Genomic DNA, 17,462 nt, shown 5'->3' with positions numbered 1-17,462 from the left:
TGCCGGGTCACACCTTGGCGGGCACCGGGTTGCCGGACTCGGTGATGGCCTTGCGCACCGGCACGAAGATCATCAGCACGAACCCGACGACGAAGAACACGACCAGCGAGATGATCGCGAGCCGGAACGAGCCGGTGGCCTGGCCGACGCCGGCGAACACCAGCGGGCCCAGCCACGAGGTGGAGCGCTCGCCGACCTCGTAGAGGGAGAAGTACTGGGCCTCGCGGCCGGGCGGGATCATCTGGGAGAACAGCGAGCGCGACAGCGCGTTGGTGCCGCCCAGGACGATGCCGATGCCGACGGCGAGCAGGTAGAACTGGACCTGCTGGCCGGCCTGGACGAAGTAGGCCGCGGCGATGACCCCGATCCACACCAGCAGGCTGGTCATGATGGTGCGCTTGGCGCCCCACCGCCGGGCCATCCGGCCGTGGATGACGGCTCCGGCGAAGGCGACGAACTGCACGATCAGGATCGTGGCGATGAGCACGGTCTCGTCGAGCTTGAGCTCGTCGCGGCCGTACTGGGCGGAGACGTTGGCGACGGTGGCGATGCCGTCGGTGTAGATCAGGTAGGTGCCCAGGAAGGCCAGGGTGAGCGGGAAGGTCTTGGCCTGGCGCAGGGTCTGGCGCAGTTCGCGGAACCCGGCGGTGATCACCGACGCGCCGGACTCGCCGCCGTGGGGTTCCTGGTGGCGCTTGAGGCGCTTGAGCGGGATGAGGGTGAACGCGGCCCACCACAGGCCGGACAGGACGAACCCGATGCGCACGGCGACGGCTTCGCCGATGCCGACGGCGTCGTGGCCGATGAACAGGCCGAGCTGGACGGCGAGCGCGAGCCCGCCGCCGAGGTAGCCGAAGGCCCAGCCGCGCGAGGAGACGGCGTCGCGCTCGTCGGGGGTGGCGATCTCGGGCAGGAACGCGTAGTAGACGACGACCGAGGAGCCGTAGCTCATGTTGGCGAGGATGAACAGGGCGATGCCGAGCTGCCAGTTGGTGCCGCCGACGAGGGCGAGGGCGGCGGTGGCGGCGGCCCCGGTGAACGCGGTGCCGGCGAGCATCCGCCGCTTGTTCTGGGTGCGGTCGGCGATCGCGCCCATGATCGGCAGCACGAGCACCTGGACGACGGTGGCGATGGAGAGCAGGTAGCCCCACAGGGACCCGGCCGGGACGTGGCCGCCGAACACCGCGATGTCGCACTGCTGCAGCGAACTGGCGGCGCACGCGTCGGGCCCGTTGCGGGCGACGTCCTCGCGGGCGGCCTCCTTGGCGACGGCGGTGAGGTAGCCGGAGAGGAAGACGGTGATCACGGATGTGGGGAAGACCTGGTTGGCCCAGTCGTACCAGATCCATCCGCGTTGTTCCCGCTTGCGGTCGGTCGCGGGTGCAGGGCTGTCGGCCACGCTCATGGGCGGGGACTGTACTTCCCCGTCCGGGTGGCCGTGGTGATCACCGCCAAGCTGTTGCCGATCAGCCGCCCGCCCACTGCCCGCGCGCCGTGAGCACGTCACGCAGCACGTCGGGCCGGTCGGTGACCAGGCCGTCGACGCCGGTGTCGAGCAGGGCGGTCATGCGGTCGGCGGTGTCGACGGTCCACACGTGGACCTCCAGGCCCCGGTGGTGGGCGGCGCGGACGAACCGGCCGTCCACGACGGTGAGGCGGCCCTGGGTGGCGGGCACCTGGGCGATGCGGCCGGCGACCGGCAGGCGCAGCGCGGGCACCCGTCCGCAGGCCCACAGCGCACCGGCCGAGCGGGGGCCCATGGAGGTCATCAGGTCGGGTCCGGCGAGCGCGCGCAGGCGGGCGAGGCGGGCGTCGGAGAAGGAGGCCAGGCACACCCGGTGCAGGGCCTTGGCGGCGTGCAGCAGGTCGACGACGGGCTGCACGGCGTGGTCGGCTTTGACGTCGACGTTGAGCAGCGCGTCGGGCAGCTCTTCGAGCAGGTCGGCGAGCCGGGTGACGGGTTCGCGCCCGCCGACCTTGGCGCGGGAGACGGCGGACCAGGGTTGGGCGGCGACCGGGCCGACGCCGTCGGTGGTGCGGTCGAGGGTGTCGTCGTGGTGGACGACGACGACGCCGTCGGCGGTGGCGTGCACGTCGGTCTCCAGGTAGCGGTAGCCCTCCCGGGCCGCGCGCCGGAACGCCGCGAGGGAGTTCTCCATGCCGTCCAGGTCGTCGAGGTGCCAGCCCCGGTGGGCGTAGGGCCTCGGGTGGGGTCCGGACAGGTACGGGTGGTTCGCGGTCACGGGTGGAGTCTGCCTTGGCGGCGTGGCGTGGGGGTGACCGGTGGGTAGCGGGATACCGTCGCGCGCCATGGAGCTGGTGACCGGGGCCGTCGCGTCGCGTCGGGAGGAGGCCAGGCATTGCGCCTGGTGTGGCCGTCGGCTGCCCGACAGCGGCCGGATCGGGCGTCCGCGCCGGTACTGCGCGCAGCCGTGCCGGCAGCGGGCCTACGAGCGGCGCGCGGCGGTGCAGCGGGGCGGGCTGCCGGAGGACGCGGTGGTGCTGTCGGCGGCGGAGCTGGCCGACCTGCAGGACCGGTTGTTCCAGGTGCGGTGCGCGGCGGAGGACGTGGCGACGGCGGCGTCGGACGGGGCGGGTGCCGAGGAGCTGGGCCGGTTGGCGCAGGAGCTGGCGCGCACGGCGCGCGGTCTGGAGCGGCTGCGCTGAGCCCGGCCCCGCCGGGCGCCCGGCGGGTTGTCGGCTTGCCCGGTGCGCGCGGGCTCCACCATCATGGCCGGCGGGGTGGCGAGGAGGGTTCGTGGACGGCGACGGCGCGTGGCACCGGGAGGTGCTCGACCGGGCCGGTGTGGGTTTCGGTGTGACCGACGGCGAGGGCGTGCTGCGCTGGGTGAACCCGGCGTTGGCGGAGGTCCTGGGTGTCGCGGTGGACCGCGCGGTGGGCCGGTCGCTGCCCGCGCTGCTGCCGGGTGTGCCCGACCGGCCCCGGCCGGGTCTGGCGCTGCTGGCGCCCGCCGCGTACCGGGAGGGGCACCGGTGGCTGGAGGTGACCTGCCGGCCGTGGGACCGCGACGGCGGGCCCGGCGGGCTGCTGTACCAGGTGGCGGACGTGACGGCGTGGCGGGACCGCGAGATGGAGGCCGCGCACGAGGCGGAGGCGTTGCGCCTGGCGCAGGTGACGGGCCGGATGGGCACCTGGGAGTGGCACATCGCCGAGGACCGGGTCGTGTGGTCGGAGTCGTTGCTGGAGATGTTCGGGTTCGCGCCGGGCACCGTGATGGACCTCGACGCCTACGCGGCGTTGGTGCACCCGGAGGACCTGGCGGCGGTGCGGGCGGTGCTGGAGGAGGCGCTGCGCTCGGGTGCGGGGTTCTCCTTCACCCACCGGATGGTGTCGGCCGACCGGTCCGCGCAGCGCTGGTTGCAGTGCTTCGGCGAGGTGGAGGCGGGCGAGGACGGCCGGCCGGCGCGGATGCTGGGCAGCGCGCACGACGTGACCCGCGCGCGGCGGGTGCACGACGAGCTGCTGGCGCTGGCCGAGCAGGACCCGTTGACGGGGTTGGCGAACCGGCGGGCGGTGACCCGGGAGCTGGAGCGCCGGCTGGGCGCGGGCGGCACGGGCGCGCTGCTGCTGCTGGACCTGGACAACTTCAAGGACGTCAACGACCTGCGCGGGCACGCGGTGGGCGACCGGTTGATGAAGGCGCTGGCGGGCGCGCTGCGGTCGCGGCTGTCGGGGGCGCAGACGATCGGCCGGCTGGGCGGTGACGAGTTCGCGGTGGTGCTGCCGGGCTGCTCGGCGGCCGAGGCGGCGCTGGTCGCGGACGGGCTGCGCGACGCGGTGGCGTCGCTGCCGCTGGTGGCGGCGTCGGCGCGGGTGACGGTGTCGACCGGGGTGGCCGAGTACGGGGCCGGTGACACGTGGGAGCTGGTGCTGGCCAACGCGGACCTGGCGCTGTACGCGTCGAAGGCGGCGGGCCGGGACCGGGTGACGGTGTACGAGCCGGGCCACTACGCCGACACCGCGAAGCGGGTGTCGGTGCTGGACCGGGTGCGGGCGGCGCTGGACGGCGGCGGCCTGGCGCTGCACGCGATGCCGATGGTGCAGCTGTCGACCGGCCGGACGCTGGGCCACGAGCTGCTGCTGCGCCTGGAGGACGGCCAGGAGCCGCGCCTGGGCCCGGCGGAGTTCCTGCCGGAGGCGGAGCGCTCGAACCTGGTGCTCGACATCGACCGGTGGGTGCTGTCCACGGCGATCGACGTGCTGGTCCGCCACCCGCACCTGGACCTGCGGTTCAACGTCAACGTGTCCGGCCGGACGCTGGAGGACGAGGACTTCGGCGGGTTCGTGCTCGACCGGCTGGCCACGGCCGGGGTCGCGCCGGGCCGGCTGGGCCTGGAGATCACCGAGACGGCGGCGGTGACGAACCTCGACGCCGCGCGGGCCCTGGCCGTGCAGCTGCGCGGGTTCGGCTGCCGGATCACGCTGGACGATTTCGGGTCCGGGTTCGGGTCGTTCGTGCACCTCAAGCACCTGCCGATCACCGGGATCAAGATCGACGGCGAGTTCGTGCGCGGGATCGACGAGCGCTCGACGGACGCGGTGCTGGTGTCGGGGATCGTGGAGATCGCGCGGGGCCTGGGGCTCTCGGCGGTCGCGGAGTGGGTGGAGCGCCCGGCGCAGGTCACCACCCTGATCGGCCTGGGGGTGCGGGTTGGGCAGGGCTTCCACCTGGGTCGGCCGGTGCCGCTGGCGCGGATCCTTTCGGCCGACCCGGTGGCTCCGAACGGAGCATTGTCGCCACCGCCGGCAGGTGCGGAGGATGGGGCGCGCTCCTGATCACGTCCGACCCCGCACCGCTCTTGTTTCGCCGTTCCTCCGCCCCTGATCGCCCCGCCGCCGATGGGAACCCCGTGACCGGTCCTTCCAGCAGCCCCGTGCGCGGTGTGCGCCGCGTCGAGCTGACCACCGCCGACCCCGAACCGGTCGCCGACTTCTACGCCCACCTGCTCGGCTGGGTCGTCATCGCCGAACCGGACGGGGTGTTCTCCGGCTGGGTCGGCGACCGGCTGGCCCTGCGGGTGCGGCCCGGTGGCGACGGCTTCCACGTCGTGTTCGCCGGACCGGACCCGCGCGGGCTGTGCGAGGGCGCGTCGGTCGACCGGGGGCGGGTGCTGCACGGGCCGTGGGCGCCGCCGCCGCGCGCGGGCGAGCCGTGCTGGGTGGTGTGCACCGGACAGGCCGGGGACGACGGGGACGACGATCGGGCCGACGACTGGGCCGGGGAGCTGGGGTGGGTCAGCCGCACCCCGGGCGAGCCGTCGTCGGTCTACGACGTGGAGGGGCGCGCGGTCGCCGGGCGCGCGCCGGACATCTCCAGCGGCGGTGCAGCGGCAGGGCGCTGGTTGTGCCACTTCGCGGTGCCCGACGCGGACAAGGCCGCGACAGTCGCGTCCGAGACCGGCGGCCGGGTGCTCACACCGCCGGAGCAGGTGCCGGCCGGGCTGGTGGCCACGCTCGCCGACCCGGCGGGCGCGCGGTTCGCCGTCCTGCAGGACCCGCCCGGCTGGGGCGGCTCCTGGCACAGCACCTGACCCCCGCGCCGCCGGGACGGGGGGAGCGGGAACCCCAGTCCTCCATCCCGGCGGGCCGGAGGTGCCGGCGTCCACCGGCCCTGGTGTCCACCGGCGTTCTTGACGGGCCGGGGTGTCCACCGGTCGGGGGTGCCGGTCACGCGCGGAGCGCCTCGAGCACCCCGTCCCGGTCCAGTGCCGCGCCACGCGCCCACAGCGCCTCGAACCGCTCGTCGCCCAGCACGGCACGGGCCTGCCGCCGCACGTGCGCCACGTCCGGGTCCGGCCCCGCCACCGCGCCGCGCAGCCCCGACGCCGCGCCCGCCAGCAGCGCCGCGCCCCGCGCGTCCCCCTCGGCCAGGGCCAGCGCCGCCCGCGCGTCGGCCGACCGCGTCACCACCACCGGGTTGTTCCACTCCGCGCCCGAGGCCACCGCCCGGTCCAGCGCGGCCCGCGCCCCGGCCCGGTCGCCGTCGGCCAGCGCGAGCCGGGCCAGCGCCACGTCGATCAGCGCCCGCACCTCCTCGGGCCCGAACCACCCCGACGGGCACACCCGCAGCGCCTCCGCGCACCACCCGCGCGCCCCGGCCAGGTCACCCCGGTACCGGCAGACCTCCGCCATCCCCAGCCACACCTCCGCCAGCGTCCCCACCGCGCCCTGCGACCGGGCCAGCTCCGCCGCGCGCTCCAGGTCGGCGCGCGCCGCGTCGAACCCGCCCCGGTGGCACGCCCACTGCGCCCGCCGCACCAGCATGGTCGAGATGTGCTCGGTCGCCCCGAACCCGGCCGACAGCTCCAGCGCCTCGTCCAGGAACACCACGGCCGCGTCGACGTCCCCGTCGCCCTGCGCCAGCTCCGCGAGCTGCGTCAACGCCACCGACGCGCCCCACCGCTCGCCCAGCGCCCGGAACCCCTCCAGCGCCCGCGCGTGCGCCTCCCGCGCCTGCGCCACCCGGCCCGCGTACTGGTACTGCACGCCCATCCCCAGCAGCCCGAGCGCGGCCGACCACGGGTCGGGCCCGAGCAGGGTCCGGCGCGCGTCCAGCGACGGGCCCTCCACGTCCGGCACCCCGTAGGCCATGCCCCACAGCATCGTCAGGTACGGCCGGGTCGGCGGCCCCTGGAACAGCTCCGGCTCCGGCGCGAGCTGCTTGGGCGAGGGCGCGCCCGGCAGCGCCTCCTCGCGCGTGCCGGTCGAGGAGGCGTTCAACGCGCACAGCAGGTACTCCTCGGCCAGGCCCGGGGGAGCGGTCGGGCCGACCGCCGCCACCACCTCCCCGGCCAGCAGCGCGCCCTCCGACCGCAGCCCCCGCAGCCAGAAGTACCAGCCCAGCTCCGCCACCAGCCGCAACGCCAGCGCCGGGTCCGCGCCCGCCGCCCACCGCACGGCGGCGGTGAACTCCTCGTGCTCGGCGGCCAACCGCGCCACCCACTGCACCTGCTCACCGCGCAGCAGGTGCGGCGCGGCCCGCACCGCCAGCTCCAGCAGCCATTCGGCGTGCGCCCGCCGCACCCGGTCGCGCTCGCCCGCCTCCACCAGCCGCCGCGCGCAGAACTCCCGGATCGTGTCCAGCATTCGAAACCGCGTCCCCGACACCTCCACCAGCGACTTGTCCACCAGCGACGGCAGCAGCTCGTCCGTGCCCGCCACCGCGCACACCGCCGCCGCCGACTCCACGGTCGCGCCGCCGGCGAACACCGTCAGCCGACGGGCCACCGCCTGCTCCTCGGCGTCGAGCAGGTCCCACGACCACTCCACCACCGCGTGCAGCGTCCGGTGCCGCGCCGCCACCGCCCGCGACCCGCGCGACAACAGCCGGAACCGGTCGCCCAGCCGGGCCGCCACCTCCGCCAGCGGCAGCGACCGCACCCGCGCCGCCGCGAGCTCGATCGCCAGCGGCATCCCGTCCAGCGCCCGGCAGATCCGCACCACCAGCGGCCCCGACACCGCGTCCACCGCGAACGACGGGTTCACCGCCGCCGCCCGGTCGGCGAACAGCCGCACCCCGGGGGAGTCCAGGTCGTCCACCGGCAGCGGCGGCACCGGCCGCACCGCCTCCCCGGTGATCCCCAGCGCCTCCCGGCTGGTCGCCAGCACCCGCAACCCCGGGCACGCCGCCAACAACCGGCCCACCAGCGCCGCCGCGTCGGCGACCACGTGCTCGCAGTTGTCCAGCACCACCAGCACCCGCCGCTCGGCCAGCGCCGCGACCAGCCGCTCGACCGGGGACGAAGTCGAGCGCAGGCCGTCCTCCCGCAACCCCAGCGCCGCCACCACCGCCCGGGGCACGTCCCCGCCCACCCCCAGCGGGGCCAGGTCCACGAAGAACACCTCACCCGGGTCGGCCGACGCCACTTCCACCGCCAACCGGGTCTTGCCCGCACCGCCCGGACCCGACAGCGTCACCAGCCGGCCCGCCGCCACCGCCTCCGCGACCAGCCGCACCTCCCGCGCGCGCCCCACGAAACTGGTCAGCTGCGCGGGCAGCACGTGCCGCGCCGGCGCCCGCTGCCCGCGCACCACCTCCAGGTGCGCGTCGGCCAGCTCGGGCGACGGGTCCGCGCCCAACTCCTCGGCCAGCACCCGCCGCGTCCGGTCCACCAGCGCCAGCGCCTCCGCCTGCCGCCCCTCCCGGTGCAGGGCCCGCACCAGCCGGGCGACCAGCCGCTCGCGCAGCGGGAACCCCTCCACCAGCTCCCGCAGCACCGCCACCGACGCCACGTCGTGCTCCTCCACCGCCCGCAGCCGCAACTCCTCCCACCGCGCGGCCAGCACGGGCGCGAACGGCGCTTCGCCGACGTCCCGCAGCGCCGGCCCCCGCCACAGCGCCAGCGCCTCACCCGGCAACCCGCGCGCGAGCAGCTCCTCGAACCGCACCGCGTCCACCTCGGAGGGGTCCACCACCAGCCGGTACCCGGCAGCCGACCGCTCGACCGGCACGTCGAGCACCGCCCGCAACCGCGACACCCGCGACTGCACCGCGTTGCCCACCCCCGGCGGCGGCGCGTCCCCGTACAGGGCGTCGACCAGCCGGTCCACCCCGACCACCCGCCCGGCGTCGACCGCGAGCACCGCCACCAACGCCCGCAACCCCGGCCCGCCGACCCGGACCTCCGTCCCGTCGCCGCGCCGCACCACCATCGGACCGAGCACACCGAACCTCACGCGCCGGAATTGTTCCCCACCCACCGGCCCCACCGACGCGGAATCCCCGGCCGGACCCGCCGAACGCGGGACCCGCCGCCGAAGATCACAGCCTCCGGCGCTCCCGGACCGGCGACCCGACCCGCAGGGGGAGTGCGCCCTCAGTCGCGGGTCAGCGAACCGTCCGGCACCGCCCGCGCCATGATCTCGTCCACCACCGCGTTCTTCGCATCCGCGTAGTCCTGCACCGACTCCCACTCCCGCCCCGCCAGCTCGCGCTTGACCGCCTCGTAGCGCGCCCGGTCGCCGGGGTGGGTGCGCAGCCGGTCGCGGAACGCGAGCATCCAGCGCACCTGCGAGTCGCCCGCCGAGAACACGTGCAGGTTCACGTCCGTGTCCGGGCCCTTGAACATCCGGTGCTCGTGCCACTCCGGCTCCCGCACCCGCACCACGTACCCGGCCGCCTCCAGCGCCGGCACGTAGCCGGACTCGTCGGAGGAGTCGCCGACCACCAGCAGCACGTCCACGACCGGCTTCGCCGCCAACCCCGGCACCGACGTCGACCCCACGTGCTCCAGCGCCGCCACCGCCCCGCCCAGCGCCGCCCGCACCCGCGCCGCCTCCCGCTCGAACAACGCGGGCCACGCCGGGTCGTACTCCGCCAACACCACCCGGCCACCCGCGCGCGCCGGCACCACACCCGCCGTCCCCGAACCGTCCACGACCACCCCTCCCGACACCGACACCGCCCACCCGGAAACGGGCAGTCGTCCAGGACAAGGCACTCAACCCGGCAACCGCGCCGGATCGCCCAACGCGAACAGGTCCCCGTCCCGCTCCACCCGCGCCCGCACCTCGTCGGCCACGAACACCAGGTCCCCGGGCGACCGGCACCCCCGCACCTCCGCCCACGTCACCGGGGCCGACACCGACGGCACCTCCCGCGCCCGCAACGAGTACGGGGCCACCGTCGTCTTCGCCGGGTTGTTCTGCGACCAGTCGACCAACACCTTGCCCGGCCGCAACGCCCGCGCCATCGACCACACCACCTCGCCCGGCGACTCCGCCGCCAACCGCCGCGCCACCGCCTCCGCGTACCGCACCGGCCGCTCCGGCGACGACACCCGCACCCGCGCGTACACCTGCAACCCCTTCGACCCCGACGTCTTCACCACCGGCGACAACCCGTCACCCTCCAGCACCGCGCGCACCCGCTCCGCCACCCGGCAGCACTCCACCACCGTCGCCGGCGCACCCGGGTCCAGGTCGAACACCACCAGGTCGGGGGAGCGCCGCGCCCCGCGCGCACCCACCACCCACTGCGGCACGTGCAGCTCCAACGCCGCCGCGTTCGCCAACCACACCAGCGTCGCCAACTCCTGCACCACCACGAAGTCCAGGAACTCCGCACCCCGCGACGACCCCGGCGTCGGGATCCGCACCGTGCGCACCCACTCCGGCACGTGCGACGGCGCGTTCTTCTCGAAGAACGACCCCCCGCCCACCCCGTCCGGGAACCGCCGCACCGTCACCGGCCGCCCCGCCAGGTGCGGCAGCAGCACCGGCGCGATCCGCGTGTAGTAGTCGATCACCTCGGCCTTGGTGAACCCCGCCTCCGGGTAGAGCACCTTGTCCAGGTTGGTCAGCCGCACCCGCCGCTCACCGACCCGCACCACCGTCCCCGACACCGACCCGACGCACCTCCTCCGGCACCCGATCCGGCCGCAACCCCCGCCACGTCGGGAACCGCATCCGCCCCTCCGCCGTCCACTGCCGGTGCACCACCTCGCCCACCAGCACCGGACGCACCCACCGCGCACCCCGCGCCCGCTCCCGGGGCACCTCCGACGCGAACGGCGACCCCGACACCTCCAGCCCCCGCAACCGCCGCGTCAACCCCCGCAGCTCCTCGTCGCCGAACCCCGTCCCCACCGACCCCACGAACACCAGACCCTCCCCGTCCGGCACCCCCAGCAACAACGACCCCACCAACCCCTCACGCCGACCCCCACCCGGCCGCCACCCGCCGATCACCACCTCCTGCGCCACCACCTCGGTGATCTTCAACCACCACGGCGAGCGCACACCCGGCGCGTACGGCGAGTCCAGCCGCTTGGCCACCACCCCCTCCAACCCCTGCTCCCGGCTCGCCGCCAGCACCTCCGCGCCCGCACCCGGGAACGACGGGGGCACCACCCAGTGCCGCCCCGCCAACCCCAACCCCTCCAACAGCTCCCGCCGCCGCCGGTAGGGCAACCCCACCGTCGCCACCCCGTCCAGGTGCAGCACGTCGAACACCAGGAACGTCACCGGCAGCCGCGCCGCCAACCGCCGCGCCTGCGCCCCGCTCGCGTGCCACCGCTGCTGCAACGCCCCGAAACTCGGCCGCCCGCCCGCGAACGCCACCACCTCGCCGTCCAGCAGCACCTGCGTCGACCCCAACGCCCCGCCCAACGCCTGCAACTCCGGGTACACCGCCGTCACGTCGGCCCCCGACCGCGACACCAACCGCACCCGGCCGCCCTCCACCCGCGCGGCCACCCGCACCCCGTCCCACTTGAACTCGAACGCGTACTCCCCGGACCGCGCCGGCAACCCCGCCGCCGCCGTCGCCAACATCGGCGCCACCGCCTCCGGCAACGGCACCCAGTCCGGCCGCGCCGCCTCGTGCCGCCGCCGCACCATCCAGTCCCGCCCCGACGACCCGCGCCGGAAGAACACGAACTCACCCTCCACCCGGGACCCGTGCAGCACCACGTCGACCTCGCGGTCACCCCACTTCACCGTCTCGTACCGACCCCGGTCCCACACGAACATCCGCCCCGCCCCGTACTCGCCCTTCGGGATCACCCCCTCGAACGACGCGTACTCCACCGGGTGGTCCTCCGTGCGCACCGCCAACCGGATCGTCCCCGGCTCCGCCGGCAACCCCTTGGGCACCGCCCACGACACCAGCACCCCGCCCCGCTCCAACCGCACGTCCCAGTGCAGGCTCGACGCGTGGTGCTCCTGGATCACGAACGTGTCGTCGGCGCCGTGGGGGAGCGGACCACCCTCCGCCGGCAACGGCTCCGGCGTCCGCCCCGCCGCCCGCTTGCGCCGGTACTCCGACAAGTCCCCGGACACTGCGCGCCCCCTACGCGGGCTTCGCCTTCTTCTTCGGCGCGGCCTTCCCCGCCGCCTTCCCACCCGACTTCGACCCGGCAGACCCCGACGAGCGCGAGGACCGGGACGACTTCCCACCCGACGACCGCGACGAGGACTTGCGACCCGACTCGCCCCGCGCCGACCGCGCCTGCTCCACGCTGCGCTCCAACGCCGTCATCAAGTCGATCACCTCACCCGTGTCCTCCGACTCCGGCCGCTCCGGCAGCTCCGCACCCTCCGCCTTCGCCTCGATCAACTTCTGCAACGCCCCCGTGTAGTCGTCGGTGAACTCACCCGGGTCGAAGGACCCCGCCATGCTCTCCACCAACGACGACGCCATCCGCAACTCCTGCGGACGCACCTCGATGTCACCGTCGAGGAAGTCGAACTCCGGCTTGCGCACCTCGTCCGGCCACAACATCGTGTGCATCACCAGCAGGTCCTCCCGGGCCCGCAACATCGCCAACGTCTCCCGCTGCCGGATGGTGATCTTCACGACCGCCAACTGGCCCGACTTCTCCAACGCCGTCCGCAACAGCACGTACGGCCGCGCCGCCGCCTTGTCCGGCTCCAGGTAGTAGCACTTCTGGAAGTAGATCGGATCGATCTCCTCCACCGGCACGAACTCCAGCACGTCGATCGCGTGATCGGTGTTCACCGGCAACTTCTCGAAGTCCTCGGCCTCCATCACCACCATCCGGCCGTCATCGAGCTCGTAGCCCTTCGCGATGTCCGCGAACGCCACTTCCTCACCGCACACCTGGCACACCCGCTTGTAGCGGATCCGCCCACCGTCCTCCCGGTGCACCTGGTGAAACCGGAAATCGTGCTCCTCCGTGGCCGTGTACAACCGGACACCGATCGTCACCAGCCCGAAGGAGATCGCCCCGCGCCACACGGACCTCATCCCACGTGCGTACCCGCCCGCACGACATCCCGCACCACCACGTCACCCGAACGGACCAACAGCAGGCACGGCACACCACCCACCGAACCCACCCCACCACCCCCGAACAGCCCAACCCCTACTCCTCCCGGACCCCGCTCACCACCCCCGCCGCCCGCGCCTCGATCAACCCCGCCAGCGCCTCCCGATACCCGTCCGAGAACACCGACAGGTCCAACCCCGCCGTCATCGCATCCACCAACGCCGCCGCCACCCGCACCTCCGGCAACCCCGGCCGCACCACCACGTCCAACACCCCGAACTCCGGCTCCCGCACCTCGTCCGGCCACAACAACGTCTGCAACACCAACACCCGACCCCTCGGCCGCACCACCCCCACCGACTCCCGCCGCCGGATCGCCACCTTCACCACCGCCACCCGCAACGCCCGCTCCAACGCATCCCGCAACAAGCAGTACGACCCCACCGCCGACGGCTCCGGCTCCACGAAGAACGACCGGTCCAAGAACACCGGGTCCACCTCGTCCACCCGCGCGAACTGCACCACCTCCATCGTCCGCGCCGACGCCACCGGCACCCCCGCCAACTCCGCCGACTCGAACAACGCCACCCGCCCGTCCGGCAGCTCGAACCCCTTCACCACCTCCGCCAACGGCACCTCCTGCGCGCACACCCCGCACACCCGCCGATGCCGCACCCGCCCGCCATCGACCCGGTGCACCTGGTGGAACCGGAACCCGTGCGACCCCGTCGCCGAGAACAACCGCACCGGGAACGTCACCAACCCGAACGACACCGCACCACGCCACACCGCCCTCATGACACCTGCGTACACCCGTGCGAACCCGACAACACCCCCGTCACCCGGACAGCCCACACCGACCGGGGGCGGCAAACGTGCGGTACGCGGTACGCAGTGCGGGCGCGACCCAGTGGACCTCCGCCCCCTCGTCCTTCGTCACCAACCAGGCCGCCACCGTCTTCTGCCGACCCACCCACCGAGCGGCACTACTCCCGCCCCGACTCCGACCCACCATCCCGACCCGGCAACCGCGACAACGACACGTACGTCCGATTCCCCGCCACCGCCGCCCGCCGCTCCCGCGCCGTCGCCTCGATGTAGTTCTGCGACGTCGCCAACGACGCGTGCCCCAACAACGCCATGATCTCCGACGCCGACGCCCCGTCCTCCGCCAACCGCGTGGCGAACGTGTGCCGCAACGCGTGCAGGTTCGCCCCCGACGGCACCCGGTCGTGCAACCCCGCCCACCGGAAGCACGACCGCACCAGGTACTCCAGACCACCCCGCCCGATCGGCTCCCCGTGCCGGTCCCGCACCAACGCCGACCCCCGGTCGAACCGCCCCTGCGGGAACCGCGACCGGCACGACCCCAGGTACTGCTCGATGATCCGGTCCATCGCCGGCTCGATCGGCACCGACCGGTCCCGGTTCCCCTTGCCCGCCACGTGCAACCGGCGCTCACCCGGCCGACCCGCCACCGACGCCAACGTCAACGTCCGCATCTCCGCCGACCGCAACCCCGCCACCAACCCCAGCGCCAACACCAGCACGTCCCGCTCCGGCCACGGGTCACGCCCCTGCCGCGCACCACCCGCCGCCGCCGTCAGCAACCGCTCCGGCGTGTCCTCGCCCCGCAACGGCTTCGGCACCAGGGGAGGGGTCTTCGGCCGCGCCACCGCACCCATCGGGTTGCCCGGCACCAGGTCCTCCGCCACGCAGAACGTCAGGAACTGGTTCCACGTCGACCACGCCCGCAACACCGAGCTCTTCGCGTGCGAATCGGCGAACACCCCGAACGCCGCGCGCAGGTTCCCGGCCGTCAGGTGCGCGATCTCCAGCTCGTCCGGGGGAGTGGCGCACACCTCGGCGAGCAGCGCGGTGACCCCCGCCAGGTCGCGCCGGTAGGCGGCCGTGGTGTGGGGGGAGTCCTTCCGAGGGCGGCGGGCGAGGAAGAACGACTCCTGGGCGGCGAGTACTCGCATTGGATCTTCATACCGCACACCACCGACAATCCGGACCGGCCACCGAGCCCGCACCGACCACCGCACCCACCGCACCCGACCGGCACCAACCGCCCTCGTGCCGACACCCCGGTGCTATTCAACGGTTGATGGATAATGCCGATTATCCATCAAATATCGGTCCGGAAGAGGGGCGGCGGGGGTCGGCGGCCGACCGGGGGATGCGACCGCTTCCGGCACCACCGCGAACCTCCGACCGCGTCCCGCCGTGTCGTTCCCGCGTGGCGCGCTCCTGTCGACGTGCTGGGCCGCCGTTGCCGAGACGTTCGCACCGGACGGCGTGGACGACGGCCGGCGGCGAGCCCAAGGACGTGATCATCGGCCGCCGAGGCGGATTGGTCGGCGTTGCGGCGGCATCCGGCCACACCACCGTTGATACGTCACGTGACGTTTCTTGAGCCGGGTCGACTGAGGTCACCGCAACGCCGATAATCGACATTATGTTAAGTAAGTCGTTCCGGGACCGGCCCGGCGCTCCCCTCGGCGGTCCTGCCCCCTGCACTGCCGAACAGTCGGTCCAGGTGCACGTCGACTGCGGCGAGCGCGTCCCGGGGCCCGATCACGCCGAGTTCGATCAGCGTGGTGAAGCCGGTGAGGGCGAGGAGCAGGTCGGTCTCGGTCCCCGGGTCGCGTCCGGGGTCGATGTGCCCGTCGGTGATCGCCTGGCGGATCACCTGCTCGACCAGTGCCCGCCCTTGGACGAGGCCGCGACGTGCCTGCTCGTGCACGGCCTCGTCGTGGAGCGCCTCCAGGACGTAGGCGGCGCTCATCCGGCTGGTGGCGCGGGCGTCGGCGTGCAGGGGAAGCATTTCCGCGAGCGTGAGTCGCAGGACGTCACGGGGATGTGGTCGGTCGCCGAGCTTGTCGAGCCCCCGGTGTACGCGTGCCGAGGTCTGTTCGGAGGCGAGGTCCATGGCGAAGGTGAGCATGGCGGTCCGGGAGGCGAAGTAGTGCTGGAGCTGTCCGAGTGACATGCCCGCCTCCTGGGCGACCACGCGCATCGTCAGTTGTGCGACGCCGCGTTGTTCGACCACGCGCCACAGTGCGCGGGCGATGGCTTCGCGGCGTTCGCGGTGATCCACCTGTTTCGGCATCGGTGGTCCTCCCCCGTGCTCCTGGGAAGTTTCAATACGCTTGACATAATACACCTGACCCATAACGTGGGCTGCCGGCCGGAAGGGGTTGTCATGTCCGATCAGCCGAAGGTGCGGACCACGGAAGGTGTGGTGCAGGGGTGTTGGCGGCAGGGGCACGCGGTGTTCCGCGGTATCCCCTACGCCCGACCTCCGGTCGGAGCGCTCCGCTTCGCCGCGCCCGCGCCGCCACACCGTTGGGAGGGGACGCGGCAGGCGGTCGAGTTCGGCCCCGTGGTGCCGTTGTCCCTGCCGGTCGACGTGCGCCCGCAGGGCACCGACTGGTTGACGCTCGACGTCGGGACTCCGGATCCCGGCGCGGCGGGGCTGCCGGTGCTGGTGTGGATTCCGGTGGGCGGCTACCTGTCGGCGGTGTCGAGCGACCCGGTGTACGACCCGGGTGCGCTGGCCCGTGCGGGTGTCGTCGTGGTGACCATCAACTGCCGCGTGGGTGTGGAGGGGTTCGCGTTCCTCGACGGTGCGCCGCCCAACCGGGGTTTCCTCGACCAGGTCGCGGCGTTGGAGTGGGTGCAGCGCAACATCGCCGCTTTCGGAGGCGATCCCGGTCGGGTGACCGTGGGCGGGGTGTCCGCCGGGGCGGGTTCGGTCGCCGCCCTGCTGACGATGGAGTCCGCGCGTGGGCTGTTCCGGCGGGCCATCGCGCATTCGGTGCCGGGGTTGGTCGGCACTCCTGCGCTGGCGCGGGAGGTGGCTGCGGTGTTCGCGGGCCGGGTCGGCGTGGCGGGTCCGACCGCCGAGGCCCTGCGTGACGTCGACCCGTGGCACTTGGCCGCCGAGCTGACCTCCTTCAACGCCGGCCTCGGTGCGTACCGGGAGCGCTGGGGGCGTCTTGCGGAGGCCGGCACCACGTTCTGCCCGGTCGTCGATGGTGAGGTTCTTCGGGAGACGCCGTGGTCGGCGTTGGCCGGTGCGCGTGTGAGCGGGATCGAGTTGCTGGTCGGCCACGCCCGGGACGAGTTCCGGTACTTCAGCGTCGTGGGTGGCCGGTATGGCACGTTCACCGAGGAGGACGCCCGCGCGGCTCTGGGACTGCTCGCTCCGGAGCCTGGCGGCGCGGGGGCCTACGGGGCTGCGTTTCCGCTGGCGGGGCCGGAGGAGTTGGTGGAGGCGGTGTACTCGGATGCCCTGTTCCGGATGCCGTCTCTGAAGTTGGCCGAGGCGAACGCCGCTGCCGGTGGCACTTCGTACCTGTTCGAGCTGTGCTGGGTCGCTCCGGTTCTGGGTGGCCTCCTGGGTGCCTGTCACAGTCTCGACCTGCCTTTGGCGTTCGGCACGTTGGGCAGTCCGATCGGTGTCGGGCTCCTCGGCGAGGAGCCCGACACCGAGGCTGTCGCGCTTTCTCGTGAACTGCGGGAGGTGTGGGTCCGCTTCGTCGCCACCGGTGACGCGGGTTGGTCGGCTCACCGGCCCGGTGGGCGTCTCACTCGCGTCCTGGACGTCGAGTCGAGGACGGTGCCGTATCCGGAGGAGGCGTCTCGCCGGATCTGGGAAGGCCACTCCCCCGTTCCGTTCGATCTTTCGTGATCGTCGGGGT

At 73.9% G+C, this 17,462-nt stretch carries 14 protein-coding genes; 4 read left to right on the top strand and 10 right to left on the bottom strand.

What is annotated here, in order from left to right; genetic code table 11:
- Positions 1–7 precede the first annotated feature (7 nt).
- Entirely contained in the window at positions 8–1,405 is a 1,398-nt protein-coding gene (locus AB0I60_RS22675) for an MFS transporter (RefSeq protein ID WP_360732685.1), read from the bottom strand.
- A 61-nt stretch (positions 1,406–1,466) separates the two neighbouring features.
- A complete protein-coding gene (locus tag AB0I60_RS22670) occupies positions 1,467–2,243 on the bottom strand; it encodes a glycerophosphodiester phosphodiesterase family protein (RefSeq protein WP_360732683.1) in 777 nt (258 codons plus the stop codon).
- 67 nt (positions 2,244–2,310) lie between these two features.
- On the opposite strand from AB0I60_RS22670, the gene AB0I60_RS22665 reads away from it, so the two are divergent.
- The 3 genes from AB0I60_RS22665 to AB0I60_RS22655 all read left to right on the top strand — a co-directional run bounded on the left by AB0I60_RS22665 (position 2,311) and on the right by AB0I60_RS22655 (position 5,553).
- Entirely contained in the window at positions 2,311–2,667 is a 357-nt protein-coding gene (locus tag AB0I60_RS22665; RefSeq protein WP_360732682.1) for a hypothetical protein, read from the top strand.
- Positions 2,668–2,758: 91 nt separating this feature from the next.
- Entirely contained in the window at positions 2,759–4,798 is a 2,040-nt protein-coding gene (locus AB0I60_RS22660) for an EAL domain-containing protein (protein WP_360732680.1), read from the top strand.
- A 74-nt stretch (positions 4,799–4,872) separates the two neighbouring features.
- A complete protein-coding gene (locus tag AB0I60_RS22655) occupies positions 4,873–5,553 on the top strand; it encodes a VOC family protein (protein WP_360732678.1) in 681 nt (226 codons plus the stop codon).
- 136 nt (positions 5,554–5,689) lie between these two features.
- Here the strand turns inward: AB0I60_RS22655 and AB0I60_RS22650 are convergent, their stop codons facing one another.
- The 8 genes from AB0I60_RS22650 to AB0I60_RS22615 form a co-directional block, all read right to left on the bottom strand.
- Positions 5,690–8,698: a BTAD domain-containing putative transcriptional regulator gene (locus tag AB0I60_RS22650; RefSeq protein WP_360732676.1), complete on the bottom strand. Its 3,009-nt coding sequence runs from the start codon at positions 8,696–8,698 to the stop codon at positions 5,690–5,692.
- Positions 8,699–8,838: 140 nt separating this feature from the next.
- On the bottom strand, positions 8,839–9,399 hold the full coding sequence (locus AB0I60_RS22645) for a GrpB family protein (protein WP_360732675.1): 561 nt from the start codon (positions 9,397–9,399) through the stop codon (positions 8,839–8,841).
- Between the two features lie 63 nt (positions 9,400–9,462).
- Entirely contained in the window at positions 9,463–10,365 is a 903-nt protein-coding gene (gene ligD, locus AB0I60_RS22640) for a non-homologous end-joining DNA ligase (protein ID WP_360732673.1), read from the bottom strand.
- Positions 10,337–11,803, bottom strand: coding sequence for a non-homologous end-joining DNA ligase (ligD, locus tag AB0I60_RS22635; protein ID WP_360732671.1), 1,467 nt, complete (start codon positions 11,801–11,803; stop codon positions 10,337–10,339). The genes ligD (AB0I60_RS22640) and ligD (AB0I60_RS22635) overlap by 29 nt, the downstream gene beginning before the upstream one ends.
- A 10-nt stretch (positions 11,804–11,813) precedes the next feature.
- Positions 11,814–12,731, bottom strand: coding sequence for a Ku protein (locus tag AB0I60_RS22630; RefSeq protein WP_360732669.1), 918 nt, complete (start codon positions 12,729–12,731; stop codon positions 11,814–11,816).
- 118 nt (positions 12,732–12,849) lie between these two features.
- On the bottom strand, positions 12,850–13,551 hold the full coding sequence (locus tag AB0I60_RS22625; protein WP_360732668.1) for a Ku protein: 702 nt from the start codon (positions 13,549–13,551) through the stop codon (positions 12,850–12,852).
- A 188-nt stretch (positions 13,552–13,739) separates the two neighbouring features.
- Positions 13,740–14,753, bottom strand: coding sequence for a tyrosine-type recombinase/integrase (locus AB0I60_RS22620; protein WP_360732666.1), 1,014 nt, complete (start codon positions 14,751–14,753; stop codon positions 13,740–13,742).
- A 464-nt stretch (positions 14,754–15,217) separates the two neighbouring features.
- Complete coding sequence (locus tag AB0I60_RS22615) at positions 15,218–15,868, bottom strand: TetR family transcriptional regulator C-terminal domain-containing protein (RefSeq protein WP_360732664.1); 651 nt, start codon at positions 15,866–15,868, stop codon at positions 15,218–15,220.
- Between the two features lie 93 nt (positions 15,869–15,961).
- On the opposite strand from AB0I60_RS22615, the gene AB0I60_RS22610 reads away from it, so the two are divergent.
- On the top strand, positions 15,962–17,452 hold the full coding sequence (locus AB0I60_RS22610) for a carboxylesterase family protein (RefSeq protein ID WP_360732662.1): 1,491 nt from the start codon (positions 15,962–15,964) through the stop codon (positions 17,450–17,452).
- The last annotated feature ends 10 nt before the right edge of the window (positions 17,453–17,462 follow it).

It is taken from the genome of Actinosynnema sp. NPDC050436, assembly GCF_040655415.1.
GTDB lineage: Bacteria > Actinomycetota > Actinomycetes > Mycobacteriales > Pseudonocardiaceae > Actinosynnema.
The sequence above is the reverse complement of the archived record's forward strand: the minus strand, read 5'-3'. Positions and strand labels throughout refer to the sequence as shown.